This is a genomic window from Vibrio sp. 10N.286.46.A8, assembly GCF_041470165.1.
GTDB classification, from domain to species: Bacteria; Pseudomonadota; Gammaproteobacteria; order Enterobacterales; family Vibrionaceae; genus Vibrio; species Vibrio tasmaniensis_A.
Genome location: NZ_JBFRLX010000003.1, coordinates 1 through 17,534 on the forward strand (window position 1 = coordinate 1; position 17,534 = coordinate 17,534).

A 17,534-nucleotide genomic window follows, 5' to 3' on the forward strand; every position below is an offset into this window, starting at 1 on the left:
GCTGATTTTTAATAAGAATAATTAATAAAATAACGCAACATCGGGGTAGTTTGCACCATGAAAAACGTCAACAGGTCTATCGACGTCAAATATTTAAGAACATTTTCGCACGTTGCTAAACACAAAAGTTTTACAGCAGCCGCTGAGTCTTTATTTATGACACAACCCGCTGTATCTCAGCATATTAAAAAGATCGAAAGTACAATCGGGGCGAGTATTTTTGATAGGAAAGAGGGATTTTTACTCACCAAACACGGAAAAGTATTACTTGATTATGCAGACCAAACAATGTCTATGTACGAAAGATTGTTTGAAGATTTGGAAAAGGTTGAATTAAGAGACCAATTCAATATAGCGATTTCTGAATCTTTTTGCTTCGATATGGTTGAGCGTGTAATCAATGAATTTCGAATGTTGAACAATATAGACTTGTCCATAAATAGTTTCACAAAGTCCTCTTTATTGGATTCTTCTCGTTACGATTTGATTTTTACAATGGATAGAATTTCACAAGAGAATGGAAAATCCTATCAACTGAATACCGTTAACTATGTTATCGCACATTCTAATTCACTTGATCCGCATGAGTGTTATCCGCAGAGAGTTGTTTTTTGTAGTTCTCTTCCCAAATCTTATGTACAAGAGATACTCAACGATTATAACATTGACTCAAATCATGTGACGAGTTGGGTGAAGACAAGTTCATGCCAATTCCTTAAAAATGAACTGGAAACGAATGGAACTATTTTAATATTTCCTGAATGGTCGATACGTCACAATAAATGCAAGACAATACCATTACGTCAAAAAGTAAACATGTACGTTTGGTGTAGTGATGAAATTTCACAAGAGTTAGAGACGTTAGGTATTAAAGATAAGATTCAACAATTGTTTCAAATTAGTGATATTTCTAGCCCTATGTTAGAGCACAATATTATGTAGTCAGTTTGCTAAAATGGATATAGTGCTAAAAAAGAAACAGCTCAAAGCAATAGGTATTCCGTAAGGAATGCCTTTTGTAAAGCTAGGTAATCCTCTTACCTTTCCTACTATGTACATAGCGGTAACCAAAAGCCCTCCTAAAAAACCTATACAAATCAATGTTATTGTAACTAGATTCGGCTGTATGCCAATGATTAAGGCACAGAGTAACTTCACATCTCCAGCTCCTATCACTTTTAGATACCAAAGTATAAAAAACACCACGAAGCATAAAATCGCAATGGGTAGTGATGACATCAAGTAACCGTTATTTAACGCGACAATATTACTAAATATCAAAGCTATTTTATTTAGGTTGTTTGGGATTTTTCTATGCCAACCATCAAAGAAGCATATAAACGATAGGATTAAAAAATTTGTTGATATTAATGTAATGTTAACTAATAAATCTATATTCATAGCTCGAGGGTATACTCAATAAGTTTTTATTTCAACAGATGTCGAGTTTATATTATTTATGGCTTTATAAATATACCTTATCTCAATGCCCAATAAATTTGTGTTATGTGTCCATAATAACTATTAATTGGATGTATGTTTTTGTATCAGGTAAATTTTCCTCGCAATTTCAATTAGACCAATGGTCAACATACTTTTTATAGGATTATTATGTACTACAAAACTTTAGCAAAAATGGCTGAACTTAAAATGAAGTTCGAAGATGATGTTCGTGGTGTGACTGCAGTTGAATATGCAATTATTGCCGTTGTAATGTCAGGAATCATATTAACTGCGTTCCAGAATGACACGATATCAGGAGGAATAGACGCAGCACTTGGCGCTGTAAAAGCTGATTTAGACGCAGCTAGTAAGTAATTGAAATATAATAATCTATAAGGGGCTTGTGCCCCTATTTTGGGCTTGATATGAACAGAATAATCATTCTTCTTTTTGTTGCTTTATCTATTTTTTCAACGCTGGTATATATTAATATTAACTATATTTCAACTGACGAAGAGCCACTTGAGGTTCACGAAAAAGAAGAACCTAAAGTCAGCATTTTAGTTACTCAAAAAGAAATTAGACGTTCTCAACCTTTAATCCCCAAGTATTATGAACAGAAGTTTGTTCACATATCTGATTTAGATGGTTACTACTATACGTTAGAAGACGATTTAGTTGTTAAACCTGGTGCTCTTTTTAAAGAGGACATCAGTAAAGGTACTTATTTAACACAAGATATGATCTCCAATCCGGGAGACCGAGATTATATGTACTTGTCACTAAATGATGGTGAATTACCTTATTTTTATGAAGTAACAGGTATTGGAGTCGTACAAACGGCAACTCTTACTCCTGGCGATAAAGTGAGTTTTGTTTCAACAACGTCTTCAAAATCAAACCTGGTTGAGAATGGATATGGTGATATTGGCGATCTCGTTAGCCGAGTAATTATCAGTGGGGCGCGTGTTTTGCAGGTAATAAAAGGCAGTGAAGATAGTGACTCCGAAGATGCAGAGGATAAAAAATATAGTTTAGTCATTGCATTGAATATGCGGAGTGTTTTGAAGCTAGAAATGGCTCAAAAAATTGGTGATGTGAATATTATTCCATCTGAAATAGAAAATCGCTATTTATCTATCCGCAGTAGTGACCTTTTAGAAACTCAGTTTGGTGTCAGAGAATTACGTGGTAAGGAATAACATGACTTTAAAGAAGAAAAATATAGCCTTGCTATTGTGCGGGATTCTTTCATGTCCATTGCTCGCATCGGAATTAATGAACTTGGATCAAGGCGCTGCGAAAACCATTAATTTGAAGAGACAGATATCGACGGTGTTTGTCGCGAATCAAGAAATAGCAGACTACAAAATTATCGATGAAAATAAGGTTGTAGTTTATGGCGTTGGCCAAGGAACGACCTCTGTGATTGTTTATGATCGCGGTGGAAACGAAATTTATAACGCAGAATTGGTAGTCAACCAAAGTTTAAGACTATTGAAGCAAACACTCATTGCTAGATTCCCTGATGAAAACGTTGTGGTTTCCAATGTAGGTGACCAAGTTGTATTAGATGGCATTGTCGGTAGTGAAGAGATTAAACAAAAAATCAATCGACTTGTTGGTGAAATGTTGAAGAAAGATCGTCGCCGCGCAGCTTATGAACTAAAGGATGCGGACGGTGAAGCCTTAGACGAGCTAGAGTACACGGCAAAGTACAACTACGATCAAGTCATTAATAACTTGAAAGTACTCACTACTGAGCAGATCAATGTCAAGCTAACGGTCGCGGAAGTATCTAGCTCATTTTTGACAGAATTAGGTGTTACTTATAGCGATAGTGGTGATCCGGGTACTTTTGTAAATAAGCTACTTGATTTTACGGCTCAAGATATCGTTTCAGTTATTTCCGCTAGTGGTGATGACAAAATCGGGCGTGTATTGGCCGAGCCCAACCTTTCTGTTATTTCAGGTGAGCAGGCTAGTTTCCTAGCCGGTGGCGAGATACCAATTGCTATCAGAGATGAAGACGGGATTACCATTTCTTATAAAGAATACGGCGTTAAGTTGGCCATGGTTGCAAAGGTAACTGACACAGAGAATATTCGCCTAACCTTGATCCCTGAGGTTAGCTCGATTGATGAATCAAACAAAACCACGACAGGCTTAATTTCTGTGCCTTCTTTACGAACTCGACGAGCTCAAACAACGGTTCACTTGAAAGATGGGCAAAGTTTTGTTTTGGCGGGGCTATTGACATCGGAAGAGCGTGAATCGTTAACCAAGATTCCAATCTTGGGAGATATTCCAATTCTAGGTGCGTTGTTTAGCCACTCTTCCACCAACCGTTCCAAGACTGAATTGATCATTGTTGCGACTGTAAACTTGGTTGATCCGGTTGAGCAAGAGCAGGTCAAATTGCCAAGCTTTAGACGCACAAGTGATCTCGAAAGACTCCTTAGAATTGATCTTTCGGAACTTGACGAACCAGAGCTTGAAAACACGATAAACCAAGGAGGATTCAACTAATGAGATGGATCGTTATTACTTTAATCGCTCTTATTGCTTCTGCTTGTTCTCATGTTGATACCCCAAACTCTAGTGTGATTGAGCAACTGGAGGAGCGCTTTGAATTTGATATGGCGAGTAGTGAAGATTCAATCTCTCGCTCGGTGGCCTTTATTCGTGAGCTCAATGCGAGAGAACCTAAGGCGACGTTCTACGTTAAATATAAACCGGATGCGAGTGAGTTTGTTGCCAAATTACGAGATCGATTTAAGTCGGAATCTATCGCAAAAGACAGATATAAAATCGAACTTGCCGATCATGACCAAGAAAAAAACATCTTAATCATAGGTCGATATGTCCGAATTAAAAGCAGCGAATGTGGAGTGATGGTGTTCTCGAAAAGGGAAGATTATCAATTTGGTTGTAGTGTTGAACATAACCGAAACATCAGCTTGGTTAACCCAATTAAGAAGGCGAAATAGTAATGGACTTGGATATCTTGTTTCGTAATTCGTCGTCGAAAGTGAAGTCGACGGTTGAGGCTACCGATCTCATTGTGTCTGATGATAATACCCTAACTGAATCTATTAATGATTTGTACGCTATTGAAGGTTTCCCTAAACCACTTGAAGTCACCGATATTGATTTAGATGGCGTTTGGAATCAGTCAAACATTAAGCTTAACCACGTTGTGTTGGATCTTCGTAGTGCCTCCAACGTTATAGAGCAAGTTTCCGAGATTTCGGTTCGTTTGGATGTGAATATATCTTTGCTTGTTCTCTGTGATGTTGATTCGATAAAGCTGCGTAACCAAGTGCATGCATTAGGTGCTAGTTATGTTCTTTGGGATCCTGAACTTGATTCATTACTTGCGGCAATTAAAACGACGCAAGAAGGTGAAAGCACCGTTAAAAAAACGCGTGTAGCCAAACGTATATTAGTTTTGGGTACCAAAGGTGGCATTGGAGTATCTTGCGTAAGTTCTGTTTTAGCACACTCCTTAGCAGAGCAAGCAAATCTAAAGACACTCTTGGTGGATCATGATTCAGGAGCACTAAATAGTGACATTTATATAGGTGTAAAAGGCTTGAAAGCCAAGCACAACAGTATAGATTTGAATCAGATCGATATCGACAGTGCGATAGCTAAGACCTATGTACATGGTGTGAAAGATAAGCTTGATTACTTGGTACTAGAGAAAAATGTTGCTTGCCTTACTGATCACGCATCTACATTGTACAACCTTTCCAATCAACTCATTGATCAATATAACTTTATCATAGATTCGGCGCCCTTATCTTGCTATGAAGAGATGCATGATCAGGAGTTATCAGATAAGTACCATCGCATCTTTATTGTCTGCGAGCCTTCGGTTTCTTCACTGCGTTCTTATAACTCTTTGAAGAAGAAGATCGGGAAATCTGAACACCAAATCATCTTCAACCTTAATCGGCCAGCGAAAGACTTCATGATGACACTCGCGAGTGCGAAAGAGAGAATCAAAGCCAAAGATAGTATTGATTTCATGTACGAGCCGTCGCTAGAAAAAATCGTGGTACAGCAAGGTATTAATGAGTTGCTTAAATCTAAGTCTGCCACTGCCGTTCTAACTATGGTTGCCACGTTGACAGGCAAGAAAATTAAAACTAAATCACGTTTCAGTTTGTTTAGAAAATGAATCAATTAAAAGAAATTTACATCCAGCTTCGAGATGAGATCTTTGATGCTTTAGATGCCGCTACGCTTGTTGAAATTAGTAATCAAGAGCTAGAAGAACAACTCAAAGACTCGGTTAATATATTGATCGATAAGAAGCAGCTGCAAGTCAGCTCATTGAAACGTGTCGACTTAGTCAAAGCGTTACTCGATGAGTTGAAAGGTCTTGGGCCCCTGCAAGCTTTAGTCGATAACGATGATATATCGGATATCATGATCAACGGTCCTTCGGATATCTTCATAGAAATCAATGGCAAGGTTGAACAATCACCCATTCAATTTGTTAACGAAAAACAACTGAACACCATCGCTAAGCGAATCGCATCAAATGTGGGTCGTCGTATCGATGAATCAAAACCCCTTTGTGATGCTCGTCTAATGGATGGGAGCCGTGTAAATATTGTGATCCCCCCGTTAGCGATAGACGGTACCTCTATCTCGATTCGTAAATTCAAAGAGCAAAAAATTAGGCTTGAGAATCTTGCTGAGTTTGGTGCGATGTCTGTCGAAATGGCTAAGCTTTTGTCCATTGCGAGCCATTGCAAGTGCAACATATTGATCTCCGGTGGTACTGGTTCAGGTAAAACAACGTTATTGAACGCATTATCTGGCTTCATTGGCGAAACTGAACGTATTGTTACTATTGAAGATGCTGCTGAACTACAGCTACAAAAACCTCATATTGTTAGGCTTGAAACTCGACAAGCTAGCGTTGAAGGAACAGGAGAAATCACCGCTCGAGACCTTGTGATTAATGCCCTTCGTATGCGCCCGGACAGAATTATTGTTGGTGAGTGTCGTGGTGGTGAAGCCTTTGAAATGCTTCAAGCGATGAATACAGGGCATGATGGATCTATGTCGACATTGCACGCCAATACACCGCGTGATGCCATTGCTCGTACTGAGAGCATGGTAATGATGGCAACAGCCAGTCTGCCGATATCCGCAATACGTAGAACCATCGTTAGTGCAGTAGACCTTATCGTTCAAGTTAAGCGCCTCCACGATGGTAGCCGCAAGGTGATGTACATTTCTGAAATTATCGGGATGGAAGGGGATAGCGTGGTGATGGAAGACATTTTTCGTTACGAAGCGACTTCAAATTTCAAAGATGGAAAAATGGAAGGTGAGTTCAGAACACCCGGTTTATCGACTCGTTCTGTGATTTATGAACGCGCAAAATTCTTTGGTTTAGAACAAGCAGTGAAGGAGATATTTACATGACCTTAATACTGATTGCTTCATGGAGCGCTTTGCTACTTTACTTCCTTATCCATCGCTCTCGTCAAAGCAAAAAATTGAGTAGCTTAATTGAGATGGAAGCTGAGTTTGAAGGGGTTAAAGGTGTTCGCTCTGTTATCGATTCACAACAGTTTGAAGAGAGCTATAAAGCCAGAATCAGGAAAATGTACAAGAAGGTAATCAAGGTATTTCAACCTAATATGTCCTTGAAGCTGGTCTTGTTTATCTCTGTGACGACATCTGCAACTTATGCTCTCAATGAGTTTTTTTTACGTCAGGACTTTATAGTTTGTCTGATTGTTGTTGAGCCTCTCTTGTTCTTTGTCTTTTATAACAATCTAAAAGCAAGGCAAGTAGAGCGTTTTAAAACTAACTTTCCAGACGCTTTGAACATTTTGAGTGGGGCCATTTCTTCAGGGCAAAGCATCATTCATGCCTTCGAGTATGTAGGTAAGCAGCTTGATAACGAAGTGGGCAAAGAGTTCAAATTCATGGCTGAGCGTTTACTTATTGGTGAAGACCCTGATGACGTTCTTGAACGAAGTAGCAATACGTTTCCGTACTTAGAGTACTTTTTCTTTGCTTCAACGATAAGAATCAATTTGGCTAGAGGTGGACAACTCAAAGATGTGATCAACAAAATAAACCGACTTATGTTTGATTCAAGAGCTGTGGAGAAAAAGAAAAATGCCTTGACCTCAGAAGCTCGAGCTTCGGCAAAGATAATTGCCTGCTTACCGGTTATTTTTCTTATTATTTTGAAGTTTACGAGTCCTGAAAACTACAGTTTTGTGATGTTTGAAGAAGCTGGTCAACCTATTTTTTATTATGTATTAGCCAGTGAGCTAGTTGGTTTTTTTTGCATTTGGCTGATTTTGCGGGGTGTGAATTGATGGACTTTGAAACCGTTATTATTTGGAGTGTGATATTCATTATATCGATGGTCCTAGCAACGTATTGTTTACGGTTTTGGGATAATACGAGAGCGGATATAGAGACTCGAAAAATAATCGGTTCGACACGAGAAGAGAAGAAAAGAGCAGATTTATTCAAGGCTATATTGTCTAAGATTAGTTTTAATAAGCATGAAACAAAAAGAAAATTGGTCGCAGCTGGCTTTTACAGTGATTTCCTGGCCGACGTTTATTACTTACTAAAAATCGTTCCTTTTTGTGTTTGCTTAGCATTAATTGGCTTTGATTTTTATAGCGGTGACACGAAAACGGTATTCGCACTGTTATATCTAATGGGGGCTTTATTAATATTTATCATTGGTCCTGATTCTTATGTGTCGGCTCGAGGTAAATCTAACATCAAGCACATAAGTTCACGATTACCATTTTTACTCGACTTAATGAATGTTTGCGTCCATACGGGGATGACTATCGAGTCTAGCTTGGAGTACTTGGCGAAAGAACTTCACTCAGTAGACAGTAACCTTGCTCATGTGGTCAGAGTAACTGTCGAACGCTCTCGCCTGGTGGGCCTTGAAAAGGCATTAGAAGAATTTTATGAGCTTGTTCCAACTAGTGAATCACAAAGTTTTGTAATGACCATGGTGCAGAGCCTCCAATTTGGTTCATCAGTTGGTCCGGTATTAGTGACTTTAGCAAGCGATATTCGCGAGCTTAATATGATGGATTTAGAAGAACGAATCGGGAAAATGGGGGCGAAGATGTCGATTCCACTTATCGCTTTTATCATGGTTCCGATTATTATTTTAATTGCAGCTCCAGGTATTATGAGGGCGTTGATGTGATAAGAAATTTTGTATTGTCCGTTATTGTTTTGGTTCTCTTCTCCGGTTGTTCAACGGTTAATAACCAACTTGATACCAAAGAACAACTGCTTTTAGGGTCGGGTGACTCACAGAAACTCATTGAATTTTATAAGGCAAATATACAATCGGAACCTGAATATAAAGTTAAATTGGTTAATTTGTATTTAGATCTAAAAGATATCAAGTCTGCTGAGCTGTATCGCAGCACTTACAATGATAATGATCTTGATGAACCTGAATACATTTTAACTAATGCAAGGCTTTATTATCAAAAAAAGAATTTTGAGAAAGCACTGGAAGAGCTGAGTAAGTATCGGGATGAAGGTGGCAAAGAGTATGAGTATCAACTTTTAACTGGAAAAATATTGGCTCAGCAAAAGCGATTTGCCCAAGCGATCGAACATTTTGAGGAAAGTAGAAAACAAGGGGCTTCAGACAGGGAGGCTGGCAACAATATCGCAGTCGTCAAAATAATGCAGTCTGATTATTTGGGTGCAACAGACATTTTATATGACCTATACCTTTCGAATCCGAATGATCAGAGAGTGAGCTCTAACTTGATTCTCTCTTCGGTTAAATCTCAGCGACCGGATATCGCGCTAGAGGTTTTGAAGCATTCGAATAGCGATGAGCAAGCTCACAAACAGTTGTCTGCATTAATGAGGTCAATATCTAAAAGCAAAGGGAAGAAGGCCGTGACACAGTCAACGATAGAAATGGAACAACACTTTATTGGCTCTCAAGCTAATTCAGGGGGCTTTGTAGCCCCGACGTCTCGCGTAAGTAAATTGGATGCTACCACAGAGTTTCAAGCATCTAGACACAGTGTCGATGGTTCTGTACTTGACCCAAGAAAACTTAAGCCCGGGGCAAAACCCATTTATCGTGTGCAAGTATTGGCGACGTATACGGCGATCCCCTCTGACTTTTTGAACTATTTGAAAACAAACTATGGCTCTGTTTATTCGTATACACATGGTTTATGGAAGCGTTACTGCATTGGTGACTTTAATGACTTAGATGAAGCGAAAGCGTTTTTAAACAGTATCGATATCAAGGGAGCATTCGTTGTTGATTACACTAAGAAAAGGTATGTCCGACTATGAGAAGGTTTAAGCGAAAGCAAAAGGGGTCATTGACGGTTGAAGTCGCTATGGGGATTCCGATTTTTCTGGCTATTGCCTTTGGCTGGGTAGAGATCTGTATTTTGACATTCTCAATGAGCATGACAGACCATGCTTTGACCACAGCGGTAATGCGTACCAAAAAAGCGGGCGACTCAAGCAGTAGCAATTCCATCAACTACGGCCAAATGATCAATGATGAGTTAACTAAAGCTGGCGGGGCATTATGGAGTAATGTAGTCAAAGAGGGGAGTGTAGTTATTCATGTTAACTACTTTCGTGACTACGAAGGCTTTCTCAAATGTACGGATACTTACGCTTCTACAGATGAGTGCCCAGATAAGAAAGATGAACCCGAAGACATGGCATTAGCTGTCTATGCTTTAGAGTATACCTACGACCCGCTTGTATCCATTTGGTTTCCAGATATTGCTATTAAACGTGAAGTCATCACTATCCAAGAATATGAAAGATGTTCGTTCAAAATTGGTCAGGGGGCAGGTTGTGCAAGCTAAACAAAAAGGCGCATTTGCTGTTGAATTGGCGATGGTATTAGTTTTTGCTTCAGGGATCTTCGTTGCCGTAGTCAATCATATGCTAGCTATTAATAAGAAGGGCCAACTCGACAGAGCTTCTTATTCATTGACCACTATCTTTGCTGAACGAAAACAATTGTTTAATGCCAATATGGATATATGCGCGGGTGACTGTAGAAAAACAGAACACAACGCGTTTGTGATTGCTTCTGCTTCGATGAAACGAATGATTCCAAACTTTGATAAAAACAAATTTGGGATGCGCATCGACGAAATAAGGCTTGAAGAAACCGCTTTATCTGGAGGTAAAGTGAATTACCGAAGGGTTCAAAAAACTCTAACTAAAGGGAGTATTCATGGGTGTAACTTTCCTGATATGAGCGATATAACGAAGCAAAAAGCGATAGAAATACTGCCAATCACATCAAGAGGTCGCAGATTACCCATGTATCAGGTTTCATTATGTTATGAAACTCCAATTAATGTGCTTGGTGTTGCTAACGGTGAAGTCTTTCGCCTTGTAAGTACATCTTATTCATTTGCGAGGGTTTGAGGTGAAATCGATAAAGAAAAACCGAGGTGTCGCAGGTATTTTGTTCGTTGGTCTCTTACCAGCGATGGTTATTTTTATGGCGTTTTCGATGCAAATGTCGCAACAGATGTTGGCTCACTCTCGGTTATTAGAAGCTGCAGAGGTTGCGAGCCTCGCACTTATTGCAAGCCCTAAAGAGGATGAAGATAAAAACGTAAAGTATGCACGTTACTTGGTTGATAGATACATTTTAGACAATTCAGAGGATGTGGATGTCGCCGTATTTACCCGTAAATGTGAATATAAAGATGGTTGTGTTCAAGCTAGCGGCGAATTAGCGCCATTTAGTGACTTTGTCGTTAGTGCTACCGCCAAATATACATCATGGATTTCGTATGAAGATGTCGATTTAGAACCTGAATTTACGGTTAGTGGACGAGCGGTCACGCGAAAGTATCTTCCTCAATCTGTCGACGTTTACTTCATCGGTGACTTTAGTGGTTCTATGGGTAACTCGTGGAAGAACGGAAAAATGAAGTTAGACGTTGTAAAAGAAACCATTAAACGAGTTGTTGATGACATCGAAAAATTTAATACGGAAGAAAAGAGTCGAGTCGCCTTACTTGGTTACAACCCGTTTCATGTTAAGCAGACCGATAAAACTGTAAGAGTTAACGCTTATGGCTATTACGGTTCATGGAGAAAAAAATACGCTTACAATTACGCTCGTTCCTCGCCAGGAACAACGGTTAGGCGAATGTTTGACAAACCCAAACTGTATAACGAAATACTCGAGCCAAAGAGGGGTATGAGTCGATACGAGGTTGAACGTCTCCATACTCACAACGTTAATTTTGCTAAGTATTATAAGTTTTATGATATTCCATTGACTGAAGACTATGATGAATTTCGGTCTCAACTAATGAATACCAAGCTGCAAGCTGGTGGAGGAACGTCGTCATGGAATGGGATCATTGCTGCCGCCCAAGAAGCTAATAAAGCAACGAATCTAAACCCTGAGCAAGTGTTTATTGTTTTATCTGATGGTCAGGATGGCGACAAGAACTATTTACAAAAACTAGTGGACCAAGGGCTGTGTAAAAAGCTGCGCTCAACTATATCGGCCAAACGAAATCGCTTCCAAAGTAACTCGCCGACTGAAGCTGAAAAAACCAAAGTCACGATGGGCGTCATTGGTATTAATTACAAAGTAAATGAAAGTGATGGCTTTGGGGATTGTTTTGGTAAGAAAAACATCTACCACGCAAAAGATGGTGAAGATGTGTACAAGTACATTCTGAATTTGATTAATGAAGAAACCGGAAAACTAAAGGATTAACATGAGATACCTAGTAATTATGTCTACGATACTACTGTCTCCATTGAGCTATGCAAACTGCTTGGGCAATGTCGGCGAATACGTCACTTCGAAAACGTTGGTGTCTTCTCATACTGTTACGACACAAGTGACTGGAAAGCTAATAAAGCTTGATGAAAAACCTCAAAATGAGGTGCTCAATAGAGAGAGTGAAGTCATTCAAATCGCAGCTCAAGATGATGTCTGTTTCTATGATAAAGCGACGCAATCTTTGGTGCTCAATTATCCAACTAACGTGTACCTATTGGATGAAAATCATAAACAAGTATTAGGGCAGTACCTTAGCTTGGTGGGAGATAAATCCAAGATTTATATAGAAGGTCATGCAGATAGCTTAGGCAGTAAAAGCTACAACAAAGCACTGTCATCTCGCCGAGCAGGACAAGTGGCGAGCTACTTGAAGAAAGATCTTCATCAAGGGAATCGCATTGTTGAATATGCGTATGGCGAAAGTGCACCAATTTGTAAAGTCACAGACAATAAGGCAACAGGTTGTAACCGACGAGTTGTGATAACAGTTAAGTCGTAATGGGCTTTGTTGTCGTTGTCTGTATTTTTATTTTTTGGGCCGCTCTGTTAAGTGGTGTGTAAAGAAAAGGGAACCCGTTTGGGTTCCCTTTTTTAATCTATAGCGTTATTCGTTTAACCAGGTAAAGTACTCAAACAGTTACAACGTGGGTTCTGGTAGTTCTGTAGCCATAATTTGAGCCGGTGTTAGATACTTGCATAACTCATCATAAGGAATAGGACGAGAGAAGTAGTAACCTTGCATCAAGTCACATCCACATGCTTTTAGAATCGCGAAGTGTTCGTTTGATTCTACGCCTTCTGCCAACACCACCATACCGAAGTTTTTACCGATAGCGATGATGTTCTGGACCATTGTTAGTGACTGTTGATCGACTGCTATGTTTTCAATGAAACTCTTATCAATCTTAAGTTCGTCGATAGGGAGTGCTTTTAACATGCTCAATGACGAGTAGCCCGTACCGAAGTCATCTAGAGAGATCTTAATATCGTTTTCTTTGAGGGCTTCAAACAGTGGTTTCACTATAGCCACATCTTCAATGAACAAGCTTTCAGTAATCTCGAGCGTTAAACAGTTTGGTGAGAACTGATATTTCTCAAGCGTAGCGAATAGGTGTTCTGGGAACGACTTATGTGAAAACTGACGTACGGATATATTGATCGAAAGACCGATCTTTTGTTCTATCGTTCGGTGTAAATGAGCGATCTGCATAACGCTGGATTCAATAATAAAGGTGCCGAGTTTTTGCATTAAACCTGTGCTTTCAGCAATAGGAATAAATACGTCTGGCGGGACAAAACCCAGTTCATCATCTACCCAACGCACAAGCGCTTCTACACCGTGAGTACTTTCATCGGCACGAACCAATGGTTGAAAAACCATAAATAAAGCTTGTTTATCGATAGCGATACGAAGCCTTTGTTCTACTCTCATTTTGTAGAGGTGGGCGTCTTGCATCTCAGTCGTAAAAATACTGTATGAGTTTTGCTGCTGTTTCGCTTTGTACATCGAAATATCGGCAGAGCGTAACAGGCTATCTAAATCTCTTCCGTGGTCTGGGAAGCGGGCAATACCTACACTGCAACTCAACAAAAATTGAGCGCTTTCAACTTCATAAGGTTGAGAAAGTACTTCAATAATTCGTTCTGATAGTCGCTTAATTTCAGATTCACTACTCAAGGGTGTTAAAAACAAGAACTCATCACTGGATTCTCGTACCAATAGGCTGACTCTGGAGCGGAACCGCATCAAACGTAATGCAATTTGTTTGAGCACCTTGTCTCCGAAGTCATGTCCATGGGTATCATTAACACATTTGAAGTTATCGATGTCGATAAACAGCATTGAGAATGGGTCTGACTCATCTTCAATCCACTTGCCAATGTTTTTACGCATATAGGAGCGGTTGGGGAGAGAGGTTAATGGATCGTGATTGGCTTGGTAAATCAATTGGCTGCGAGTTCGTTGTTCGTTCTTCGCAATCGATTTTACTAAAAAATAGAAACCAAACTGAAGAACAACAAAAACAAAGAAAAGAGCACCAAACTCTTTTGCGAATATACCATCAACGTGTGCTAGGTCTGTTCGGCCGACAACCCAAAGCTTGTAGTCTGGAATGTATTTAGCGCTAACGAGCGATGGGAAAGCGCTATCATCGATACAGAAAGAATATGTGTATTTTCCTGTTTTCGCTTCTTTGACGCTGACAGTCACTTGCTCAGAAAAGCTTTTGGTAATGCGATCCATTAGAACGTTATCAACCGGTTTTAAATAAGCGTCTAGCGACTCGATATCGCTAGAAAAAAACTGACGATAGTTGTCGGTTCTAAGTAGAGTTAACGTGTTGTAATTGCCTGCGTGCGCATTGTTTTCAAACAAAATTGTGCTGTCTAAGCGTAAACCTGCGGTCATGACTGCATCAACGTTCTTGCCATCGAGAGAAATGGATTTTCTCATTGGGATCACGAGGCTGTTAAGAGAATCATGGAAATAAGTGCGCCCCAAAACCATTTTATTACTAGATACAGCCTCTAGAAATGAGTCTTTGGTGTATGGGAGATCCAGTAAGTTAAATTGGTCAGACAGCTGTAGGTTTGAGCTGATTGACAGGTAATCCCCTTGAGGATTTAGTAACCCGAAAGCGGCTATTGCAGGATGAGTATCAAGCAGTTTATCTAATATTGGTCGAATTTGAATCGAAGCTGTTCGGGTAAAGTCGGACTGCTGAGCAAGTTGATGCCCAACCACTTCAAGCAGTGCTTCTTGGCTAGTTAATAGAGAGTTTACTGAGCTAGAGAAGATCTCAACTTGGATATGCTGTTGCTTAGTAAAGTCATCTCTGTTTGATTGCCACTTGGTTATGCCAAAGGCGCTGAAAAGTATCAGGGTAAGCAGCACGATCATAGCGTACAGCGACCAGATATTTTTCTTAAATAGAGCCATGAGATGCCTTTTGTTGGTGACTACTTTTAACAGACTGCAAGTGACAACGTTTATATCGCCAGTGTGATTAATACAACGAGGCATAAAACATCAGAGATGAATATATCAATGATTAAATAGTGTAACGGCTACGAACAGAGATTCTTGAATGAAATATTAACACTCATAAACGTGCTGACAATTAACTCATGATTAATCACAGTTTTTGTTAGAAACCGGATGGCTCTACACATAGGTAGTGTTAACTCTGTCACTACCTAGGTGTCTTCAAGTGACTACGTCTTCAAGTTACAACCGTGTTAAACGCTTGAGTTAATAAGTGCCTAGCTGATTGAGCAATAAGATGCTTAAGTGTCATGGGCTTCAGCCATAACCTTTAGTAAGCTCCGTATGCATGCGCAGTATATTCTAACAGTATCATTAAGCGAAGCTGAATTACTTTTTAGTTACGGCAATAGGTAGTTTTTCATTCGCGCCCCATTCAGTCCATGAGCCATCGTAAACGCCCATATCACTTGAATAACCAGCCAGTTTAGCGGCTAATAAAATGATGCAAGCCGTCACACCAGAGCCACAGCTAAAGAACATAGGTTGAGAGGGGGGTAAGTTTAGGGTCGAGAAAATGTCAACTAACTCTTCTTGAGGTTTCAATTTACCTGCATTTAAGACTTGTGCGAACGGCAAGCAAACTGAGTTTGGGATGTGGCCACTACGTAAGCCTTCACGTGGTTCAGGAACTTCTGAATCGAAGCGAGCTTGAGAACGCGCATCTACAATGTTCGCGTTCTTGTTATCGGAATAGCTTTCAATTTGTTGAGCATTAACAAAATAGTTGTCTTGAATACTCCCATCAAAATTCCCGGCTTGAACTTCTGTTTTATAGTTAGTGTCTGTTACGTAGCCTGCATCTATCCATGCTGGTAAACCGCCATCTAAGATATAAACGTTGTTATGTCCCATTGCCATAAACATCCACCATGCGCGAGGCGAGGCAAAAGTTCCTGAGTTATCGTAAACCACTATCGTACTGTCTTGATTGATACCAATTTCTTGTGCGCGTGTATTGAAGTGTTTTTCGGTCGGGAACATGTGAGGGAGTAGAGTGTGCTTGTTACAAAAGTCTTTGTCGTAATCGAAACGAATCGCACTAGGTATCATTTGTCCTTTGATCTTTTCTGACTCACTTGGGATCTGAAATTCGATACTGGCGTCGAGGATTACAATGTTGTCTTCTTCTAGCAAACGTTGTTGAAGTTGTTCTGGTGAAATGAGTGGCTGATTCATTCTTCTTATATCCATTCTTGTTGTTATATCGGCGACTAAGGCGCAGCCCGGCAGTGGATGAACTGATAGCTGCTTTGTCCGGTTATTTGATTGTTTAATGTATCAAGCACGACCACATAATCAAGAGGGCAGTCTGTTGTTGGTGGAATGGAAACGCGAAATATTTCGTTGTCTTGAGTTTCAACCGTGAGGTAGCGCCTATGTCCGTCTAGGGATTGAGTGAGCGTATTGAAGATGACTCTGGCTTCAATGCGTTCTCCGGTAGAAGATGTCATCGGGAAATAGGTGAGAAATAAAAGTAGCCCAATACCAATCGATAATATAACGAATCCTATTTTCAACTGTTTCATAAAGTAAGCCTTTGAAAGTCATCTTTAAAAGATAAGACAGGCTTTCGATAAAGTGAACATAACCAGTACTGAAAATTGAAATAGCGCCCAAATAAAAAGGTGAGCCTCATTGCTCACCTTTATGCATTGTTATTCTACTTTCGACTTCGAGACTGCTGTCTAACTCCAACTAAATTTAGCTATTGTTAAACTGAACTCAGCGCTTTTCATTCCTTTACGTTTACCAAGTGATTTGTGAACCGTCACTTGCAATGACTTGTTGCAGCGGCGCTTGACCATCATAAAACCAGATCTCAATTAACAGAATATCTTCGCTTAGCGGCGCCGAAAAGTTGGACGTAAATGTACCGTTGTCTAAAGGGCCTCCAATGACCTTACTTGAATAATCAGGCTTGTAAGTTGAGTCTGTCCTTGTGGTAAATCGACTATATACGGATACGAACGAACGATCGGTTGAGATGTGGCTGATATCAATATTGAGGTCGAATTGATCTACAGAGTTATAATCGAAACCATCAGGTATTACGAGCTCATCCATTTTGTACGCTTGCGGGCCGTTGGAGATAACCGCATTAACTGGTGTCGGTGCCGGATTTATAGCTACGGTGACTGGTGATGAGACCACTGATGGTGGTGTAACTGGCGCTGACGCCACTGGTGTTGACGTCAC

The 17,534-nt window shown here is 39.9% G+C and carries 18 protein-coding genes and 1 pseudogene; 14 read left to right on the forward strand and 5 right to left on the reverse strand.

The genetic code is table 11. The annotated features are described in order from the left end of the window. Positions 1 to 57 precede the first annotated feature (57 nt). Positions 58 to 942 carry a LysR family transcriptional regulator gene (locus AB4232_RS00255; protein ID WP_372085587.1) on the forward strand — a complete coding sequence of 295 codons (885 nt, stop codon included), beginning with the start codon at positions 58 to 60 and terminating at the stop codon, positions 940 to 942. Here the strand turns inward: AB4232_RS00255 and AB4232_RS00260 are convergent, their stop codons facing one another. Next, entirely contained in the window at positions 943 to 1,401 is a 459-nt protein-coding gene (locus AB4232_RS00260) for a prepilin peptidase (RefSeq protein WP_135383742.1), read from the reverse strand. A gap of 210 nt (positions 1,402 to 1,611) precedes the next feature. Here AB4232_RS00260 and AB4232_RS00265 point away from each other — a divergent pair, with 210 nt between their 5' ends. From AB4232_RS00265 to AB4232_RS00325, 13 genes are read left to right on the forward strand one after another with little or no spacing between them, the layout of a single operon-like run. Further along, complete coding sequence (locus AB4232_RS00265) at positions 1,612 to 1,818, forward strand: Flp family type IVb pilin (RefSeq protein ID WP_009845566.1); 207 nt, start codon at positions 1,612 to 1,614, stop codon at positions 1,816 to 1,818. A gap of 50 nt (positions 1,819 to 1,868) precedes the next feature. Then, a complete protein-coding gene (locus tag AB4232_RS00270) occupies positions 1,869 to 2,645 on the forward strand; it encodes a pilus assembly protein CpaB (protein ID WP_372085589.1) in 777 nt (258 codons plus the stop codon). 1 nt (position 2,646) lies between these two features. Further along, positions 2,647 to 3,972 (forward strand): type II and III secretion system protein family protein, encoded by a 1,326-nt coding sequence (locus tag AB4232_RS00275; RefSeq protein ID WP_009845564.1) that lies wholly within the window; start codon positions 2,647 to 2,649, stop codon positions 3,970 to 3,972. After that, a complete protein-coding gene (locus AB4232_RS00280; RefSeq protein WP_009845563.1) occupies positions 3,972 to 4,433 on the forward strand; it encodes a hypothetical protein in 462 nt (153 codons plus the stop codon). Before AB4232_RS00275 ends, AB4232_RS00280 begins: the two co-directional genes overlap by 1 nt. A gap of 2 nt (positions 4,434 to 4,435) precedes the next feature. Next, entirely contained in the window at positions 4,436 to 5,629 is a 1,194-nt protein-coding gene (locus AB4232_RS00285) for an AAA family ATPase (RefSeq protein ID WP_009845562.1), read from the forward strand. After that, entirely contained in the window at positions 5,626 to 6,891 is a 1,266-nt protein-coding gene (locus AB4232_RS00290; RefSeq protein ID WP_009845561.1) for a CpaF family protein, read from the forward strand. The genes AB4232_RS00285 and AB4232_RS00290 overlap by 4 nt, the downstream gene beginning before the upstream one ends. Further along, positions 6,888 to 7,802, forward strand: a complete 915-nt coding sequence (locus tag AB4232_RS00295; RefSeq protein WP_009845560.1) for a type II secretion system F family protein — start codon at positions 6,888 to 6,890, stop codon at positions 7,800 to 7,802. The genes AB4232_RS00290 and AB4232_RS00295 overlap by 4 nt, the downstream gene beginning before the upstream one ends. Then, positions 7,802 to 8,668, forward strand: a complete 867-nt coding sequence (locus AB4232_RS00300; RefSeq protein ID WP_372085591.1) for a type II secretion system F family protein — start codon at positions 7,802 to 7,804, stop codon at positions 8,666 to 8,668. Before AB4232_RS00295 ends, AB4232_RS00300 begins: the two co-directional genes overlap by 1 nt. Next, a complete protein-coding gene (locus AB4232_RS00305) occupies positions 8,665 to 9,795 on the forward strand; it encodes a lipopolysaccharide assembly protein LapB (protein ID WP_009845558.1) in 1,131 nt (376 codons plus the stop codon). Before AB4232_RS00300 ends, AB4232_RS00305 begins: the two co-directional genes overlap by 4 nt. Further along, positions 9,792 to 10,328 carry a TadE/TadG family type IV pilus assembly protein gene (locus AB4232_RS00310; protein WP_372085592.1) on the forward strand — a complete coding sequence of 179 codons (537 nt, stop codon included), beginning with the start codon at positions 9,792 to 9,794 and terminating at the stop codon, positions 10,326 to 10,328. Before AB4232_RS00305 ends, AB4232_RS00310 begins: the two co-directional genes overlap by 4 nt. Next, positions 10,318 to 10,902 carry a tight adherence pilus pseudopilin TadF gene (gene tadF, locus AB4232_RS00315; RefSeq protein WP_372085593.1) on the forward strand — a complete coding sequence of 195 codons (585 nt, stop codon included), beginning with the start codon at positions 10,318 to 10,320 and terminating at the stop codon, positions 10,900 to 10,902. The genes AB4232_RS00310 and tadF overlap by 11 nt, the downstream gene beginning before the upstream one ends. Position 10,903: 1 nt before the next feature. Beyond that, positions 10,904 to 12,220: a vWA domain-containing protein gene (locus AB4232_RS00320; protein ID WP_009845555.1), complete on the forward strand. Its 1,317-nt coding sequence runs from the start codon at positions 10,904 to 10,906 to the stop codon at positions 12,218 to 12,220. A gap of 1 nt (position 12,221) precedes the next feature. Next, positions 12,222 to 12,788: an OmpA family protein gene (locus tag AB4232_RS00325; protein WP_012600426.1), complete on the forward strand. Its 567-nt coding sequence runs from the start codon at positions 12,222 to 12,224 to the stop codon at positions 12,786 to 12,788. 138 nt (positions 12,789 to 12,926) lie between these two features. Here AB4232_RS00325 and AB4232_RS00330 read toward each other — a convergent pair whose 3' ends face one another. The 4 genes and pseudogenes from AB4232_RS00330 to AB4232_RS00345 all read right to left on the reverse strand — a co-directional run. Next, positions 12,927 to 15,230, reverse strand: a complete 2,304-nt coding sequence (locus AB4232_RS00330; protein WP_372085595.1) for a putative bifunctional diguanylate cyclase/phosphodiesterase — start codon at positions 15,228 to 15,230, stop codon at positions 12,927 to 12,929. A gap of 435 nt (positions 15,231 to 15,665) precedes the next feature. Further along, positions 15,666 to 16,514, reverse strand: coding sequence for a sulfurtransferase (locus AB4232_RS00335; protein WP_135383747.1), 849 nt, complete (start codon positions 16,512 to 16,514; stop codon positions 15,666 to 15,668). A gap of 35 nt (positions 16,515 to 16,549) precedes the next feature. Then, positions 16,550 to 16,864 (reverse strand): hypothetical protein, encoded by a 315-nt coding sequence (locus tag AB4232_RS00340; protein ID WP_135383748.1) that lies wholly within the window; start codon positions 16,862 to 16,864, stop codon positions 16,550 to 16,552. Positions 16,865 to 17,084: 220 nt separating this feature from the next. Next, positions 17,085 to 17,534, reverse strand: a pseudogene (locus tag AB4232_RS00345) (hypothetical protein); the annotation flags it as partial.